This is a genomic window from Dietzia sp. DQ12-76, from assembly GCF_014145045.1.
Lineage (GTDB): Bacteria > Actinomycetota > Actinomycetes > Mycobacteriales > Mycobacteriaceae > Dietzia.
In genome coordinates this window covers 1-3,689 of the sequence record NZ_JAALDV010000118.1, presented here as the reverse complement: position 1 = coordinate 3,689, position 3,689 = coordinate 1, and the positions used below count along the sequence as shown (strand labels likewise).

4 protein-coding genes and 1 pseudogene are annotated in these 3,689 nt (G+C 70.0%); 3 read left to right on the top strand and 2 right to left on the bottom strand.

Annotated features, from left to right (window positions below):
* The 3 genes from G6019_RS05210 to msrB all read left to right on the top strand — a co-directional run.
* Nucleotides 1–1,072, top strand: a 1,072-nt coding sequence (locus tag G6019_RS05210) for an alpha/beta hydrolase (protein WP_241725885.1), incomplete at its 5' end; no start/stop codon positions are given.
* An 80-nt stretch (nucleotides 1,073–1,152) separates the two neighbouring features.
* Nucleotides 1,153–2,319, top strand: coding sequence for a glycosyltransferase family 87 protein (locus G6019_RS05205; RefSeq protein WP_309230170.1), 1,167 nt, complete (start codon nucleotides 1,153–1,155; stop codon nucleotides 2,317–2,319).
* Between the two features lie 9 nt (nucleotides 2,320–2,328).
* Complete coding sequence (gene msrB / locus G6019_RS05200; RefSeq protein ID WP_107756572.1) at nucleotides 2,329–2,769, top strand: peptide-methionine (R)-S-oxide reductase MsrB; 441 nt, start codon at nucleotides 2,329–2,331, stop codon at nucleotides 2,767–2,769.
* Here the strand turns inward: msrB and hemQ are convergent, their stop codons facing one another.
* The gene (hemQ, locus tag G6019_RS05195; protein ID WP_107756573.1) at nucleotides 2,770–3,465 is read right to left on the bottom strand and encodes a hydrogen peroxide-dependent heme synthase; all 696 of its coding nucleotides are present in this window, start codon (nucleotides 3,463–3,465) and stop codon (nucleotides 2,770–2,772) included.
* Between the two features lie 3 nt (nucleotides 3,466–3,468).
* Nucleotides 3,469–3,689, bottom strand: a pseudogene (locus G6019_RS05190) (protoporphyrinogen oxidase); the annotation flags it as partial.

The window sequence follows — 3,689 nt, the reverse complement described above, 5'->3', positions numbered from 1 at the left end:
TCCCGCCGGTGCCTGCCTGACCCCGTCGGCCCGCCGCACGCTGGACGGACTCGCCGAGCGGGGTACGGACCCCGGGGCACCGGACCTCCGCGGCGAACTCGCCCAGACCGCGCAGTCCTGCACTGATCAGCTCGCCGGGCGGGAACTCGACTTCGGTGCCGCCGGGGCGGCGGAGAACCTCGAGGAACTGCGTCGGTCGTGGGGTGTGCCGGGGCTCGCGGTGCTCGCCCTGGGCTCGGGCGCCCGCACCGCCCTGGACTACGCCGGGGCACACCCCGATCGGTTGTCGCTCCTGGTCCTGGACTCCCCCGCACCGTGGGACGGCGACCAGGAGACCGCCGCGCGATCCGCGCTCGACGGCTCCGATACCGCGTTACGGCTGTGGGCGGCCTCCTGCACTCGTCCCGAGTGCGGGCCGGGCGACGGGGAACAGAGGGTCGAGGCCGTCTCCCGCGCCCTCGACGCCGCGAGAGATCCCGGGGCCCGCGTGCCGGCCGCGCTCCTGTCCGACGTGATCCGATCCGCACTCACCGACCTGTCCGGTGCCTCCGCAGCGGAGGCGTCCGACGGGGACGAGATCCTCGGTGAGATCGCGGGGACGGACCCCGATGCGGGCGCCCCCGGTCCGTTGGTGCGTGCCCGGGCGGAGGCGTTGAGGAGCTCCTCACTTCCGTACGTCGCGGAGTGCTCCGACCTGCCCAGGCGGGTTCCGGTCAACCGCGTACCCGAGCTCGCCACCGAATGGGCGGACGACGCACCCTTCGGGGAGATCCTGGCCGCCCAGCTCTCCGCCTGTTCGACCTGGCCCGTCCCGGAACGCACGCCCGTGGAGCTGCCCGGATCCGTGCCCGTGCTCCTCATGGGAGGGATCGCGGACCCCGTCGCCGGCGCCGCCGCCCTGGAACCCACCGCGGGCATGCTGACCGGCGCCGGGGCGGGAGACATCCGGATTCTCACCTGGGGCGCTCCCGGATCGTGGGTGGTGCTCCACTCGGCGTGCGCCCGGTCGACCCTCTCGGGCTTCCTCGCCGACCCGACCACCGTCGACCGATCCGTGGCCTGCCCGTCCTGACCCGGGGCGCCTACGAGAAGGACGTGCCCCCGACCGGTAGCCTGCACACCGTGCCGTTGCCGACCCGAAGCACTGACTCCGTGCCCCGCCTGTTGAACCAGATCCTGTGGCCGTTGGCGATCATGACGGTGATCCATCGCGTGCTCATCAAGGCCGTCAACGGATCCATCACGAACGACTTCGGGACCGTCTACGCGGCGACCAGGCGCTTCCTCGCGGGCGAACCCGTCTACAGCGAGAACCTGCTCACGGTTCAACCGCACTATCTCTACGCCCCGAGCGGCACGTTCCTCCTGGCCCCCTTCGGCGTGATCGACAACTACACGGTGGCCCGGTGGCTGTTCATCCTGGTCAACGCCGCCGCGATCATCGCCGCACTGTGGCTTCTCATGCGATTGTTCGACCTCGACGTGCGGTCGTTCGCCGCCCCGGCGATCCTTCTGGGCGCGTTCTGTACCGAGGCGGTCACCAACACCCTGGTGTTCACGAACGTCAACGGCGTGATCTTCCTGTGCCAGGTGTCCTTCCTCTATCTGCTGTACCGCAGGCGACTGTGGTGGGCCGGGGTCGCGATGGGGCTGTCACTGGCGATCAAGCCGATGCTCGCGCCTCTGCTGGTCCTCCCGCTGATCCGTCGACAGTGGCAGCCCTTCGTGGCCGCCCTGGCGATCCCCGCCGCCACGATGGCCGCGGGGTGGGCGCTCACCGTGGACGCCGGCCGGTATCTCGAGGTCACCGCGCCCTACATGAGCGAGGTCCGCGACTACTACAACAGCTCCATCGCCGGGCTCGGTCTGTACTACGGCGTCCCCGACCCGCTCATCCTGGTTGCCCGGATCCTCATCGTGGTGGCCACCCTGCTGGCCGTGTATCTCCTGCTCGACTACCGGCACAACCACGAGGTGTTGTGGCTCGCCACCACCTCCGGGGTCATCCTGACCGGTGTGTTCCTGGTCTCCAGCCTCGGCCAGATGTACTACTCGATGATGCTCATCCCCATCATGCTCACCGTGGTGCTGGACAAGTCGTTCGTCCGCAACTGGCCCGCCTGGTTGGCGGCCTACGGGTTCTTCACACTCGACTTCTGGGAGTCGGCGCGATGGCCGTACTACGGGCGCCTGCTGGAGTTCGCCCACCCCACGCTCGGATGGCTGTTGCTGCTCTGCACCGTGCTGGCGATCCTGCTGTGGCGTCGGACGGACCCGCGTCGGCACGAGCGGATCGCACCGGCCGCGGCGGCGGCGTAGCCTGCGGGCATGAGTGAGCGCACCGACACCCCCTCCAACACCCCGCACCCCTCCTTCACCCTCGATGACGCCGAGTGGCGCCGCAGGCTGACCCCGGAGGAGTACCAGGTCCTGCGCCGGGCGGGCACCGAGCGGCCGTACACCGGCGAGTACACCGACACCAAGACCGAAGGGGTCTACCGGTGCCGTGGCTGCGGGGCCGAGCTGTTCCGCAGCGACGCCAAGTTCGACTCCCACTGCGGCTGGCCCTCGTTCTTCACGCCGTTGGCCGGCGGGGCCGTCATCGAGCGGACGGACACCTCCCTCGGGATGACCCGGACCGAGGTGTTGTGCGCGAACTGCCACGGCCACCTGGGGCATGTCTTCTCGGGCGAGGGCTACCCCACCCCCACCGATCTGAGGTACTGCATCAACTCGGTGAGCATGACCCTCGAACCCGCCGAGGACTGATCAGGGCATCGAGGTGGCGAGCTGCTCGGCGCTGACCCGGGGACCGGTGAAGAACGGGATCTCCTCGCGCACGTGACGGCGCGCCTCGGTGCTGCGCATGACGCGCATGAGGTCGACGATCCGATCCAGTTGCGGGGCCTCGAAGGCCAGGAGCCATTCGTAGTCGCCGAGCGAGAAGGACGGCACGGTGTTGGCGCGGACGTCCGGGTATTCGCGGGCGGCGCGCCCGTGCTCGGCGAGGATGCGGCGACGCTCCTCGTCGGGGAGCAGGTACCACTCGTAGGACCGGACGAACGGGTACACCGAGATGTACGCGCCCGGTTCCTCCTCGGCGAGGAAGGCCGGGATGTGGCTCTTGTTGAACTCCGCGGGCCGGTGCAGGGCGGTGTTGGACCAGTAGGCGGTGCTGGCCCGACCCAGGATGGTGGTGCGCCGGAACTCGTTGTAGAACCGCTGGAGATCCTCCATGTGCTCGGCGTGGGTCCAGATCATGAAGTCGGCCTCGGCCCGCAACCCCGAGACGTCGTAGAGCCCGCGGACCACCACGTCCGTGTCGTCGAACCGCGCGAGGAACCGCTCGAGGTCAGCGGTGACCGCGGCCCGGTCCTCCCCCAGCTTCCCGGGGGTCACGGTGAAGACCGAGAACATGAGGTACCGGAGGGTCGAGTTGAGCTTCTTGTAGTCGAGGCGTGCCATGTCTCAATCCTGCCACCCTGCCGCCAGCCGCCGGGCCGCGGCCCGAGCGGAACCGATGCACGCGGGCACACCGACCCCCTCGGTCGCCCCTCCGACCACCTCCACCCCGGGGAGCCGGTCCGCCAGTCCGGCCCGCACGTCCGCGATCCGGTCGGCGTGCGCCGGCCCGATCTCCGCGAGGGAGTCCTCCCAGCGCCGGACGCGGGAATGCAGGATCCTCGGCA

Coding starts and splice junctions, on each gene's coding strand:
- msrB (WP_107756572.1), top strand. CDS start 2,329: ATGAGTGAGCGCACCGACACCCCCTCCAACACCCCGCACCCCTCCTTC.
- hemQ (WP_107756573.1), bottom strand. CDS start 3,465: ATGGCACGCCTCGACTACAAGAAGCTCAACTCGACCCTCCGGTACCTC.